Annotated in this window: 2 protein-coding genes; one reads left to right on the top strand and one right to left on the bottom strand. The window is 46.2% G+C overall.

From position 1 onward, the window contains the following. A partial coding sequence (locus R7Z50_RS24185; RefSeq protein ID WP_318149308.1) for a hypothetical protein occupies nucleotides 1-448 on the bottom strand: 448 nt, incomplete at its 3' end. A 220-nt stretch (nucleotides 449-668) separates the two neighbouring features. On the opposite strand from R7Z50_RS24185, the gene R7Z50_RS24180 reads away from it, so the two are divergent. Beyond that, nucleotides 669-1,352, top strand: a complete 684-nt coding sequence (locus R7Z50_RS24180; RefSeq protein ID WP_024702149.1) for a spondin domain-containing protein — start codon at nucleotides 669-671, stop codon at nucleotides 1,350-1,352. Nucleotides 1,353-1,394 lie beyond the last annotated feature (42 nt).

The following is a 1,394-nucleotide window of genomic DNA, read 5'->3' as shown; positions in this document are numbered from 1 at the left end:
GAAGAATCGGCAACCCAGACTCGTTAGTATGATAACGCTGCCAACATTGATAAATGGCGGTTTCATGTTCTGCGACTAAATCAAATGCAGTTTGAAAATTGACAGCGTTTGAATTCTTCTCTATCGCGAGTGTTTGCCATTCTCGGTATGTCACTTCGTACGGCTCAACCCAATTGAGTAGCGTGGAAACCAGCTCTGACCAAGGTAAATCGATCCACTTTTCTGCATCGGAAAGACCTTTTTCCATCCTTTCTTGATGACGGTTTTCTATCTCCAGTCCATGTGCTTGCAAAACAGGTTTGAGTTTTTCAGCGGTCAGTTTTTCCACGTCGACTAAAGTTTGCCAAAGCGCGCGTTGCTCTGCCTGTTTGTAGTTGTTGAGATAGTGACTGAAAAAGGCAATACCGTAGATTTCTCCATAGTATGCAGTAAGTAAATTGTTGAGCATTTTAATGTGCGTTTGGGGAACTGATGGGCGCTATTTTATAACGGAATGAAAGAGATAAGAAGTTGTGAGAATTTTATGAGAATTCGATGAAGTTACCGAGATATTTGCTCGTCATGCTTAAAGACAAGAATGACAAACGTTCGAAAGCAATGCTGCTCAAGCCAACAAAAGACGATGTTCAAGGGCTTGGGTTTCACTCTCATAAAAGGATGGATTCACAATGAAAAAACGTACCCAACTTAGTCTTGTCATGACGTCTGTTGCTCTGGCGGTTGGCGCGGCATCAGCTCAAGCGGCGGAACTAGAAATTACGGTTACCAACGCAACCAAAGGCATTTACTTTACACCGCTTATCGTCGCGGCGCATGGCTCAGATCTACATATGTTTAAAGTCGGAGAATCCGCCACATCAGAGCTTGAAGCGATGGCTGAAGGTGGGGATATTTCTGGATTATCGACCGTGATTGGCAACGCAGGCGGCGCAGTCGTAGAAAATCCTGCGGGCGGTATTCTCAATCCGGGCGCTGCGACCACGTTTACTTTGGATAGTGGCGATCACGGTTACCTCTCACTTAGCGCGATGTTATTGCCAACCAATGATGGTTTTGTCGGCTTAGACAGTTGGAAAATTCCAACCGAAGCGGGCACTTACAAAGCGACCTTGAACAGTTACGACGCAGGCACCGAAGCGAACGACGAGTTAGCGTCCAGCATTCCTAATCCTCCTTTTATTACCTTCGGTAGCGGTGGTACTGGCGTAGAAACGGCGGTGAGCAACGACAAGGTTCACATTCATCCGGGTAATTTGGGTGACAGCGATCCGGCTGGTGGCAAGAGTGATCTCGATAGCAGTCATCATCGTTGGTTAAACCCAGTCGCAACCATCACAATTGTTGTGAAGTAAGGAGGAGGTATGAAATACAAAATCTTACTGGTAGCGGCCTCT

Source organism: Vibrio sp. 1249-1 (assembly GCF_033340495.1).
The sequence above is the reverse complement of the archived record's forward strand: the minus strand, read 5'-3'. Positions and strand labels throughout refer to the sequence as shown.

What these genes read in the sequence shown, in the direction of transcription:
- R7Z50_RS24180 (WP_024702149.1), top strand. Translation starts at nt 669, where the DNA reads ATGAAAAAACGTACCCAACTTAGTCTTGTCATGACGTCTGTTGCTCTG.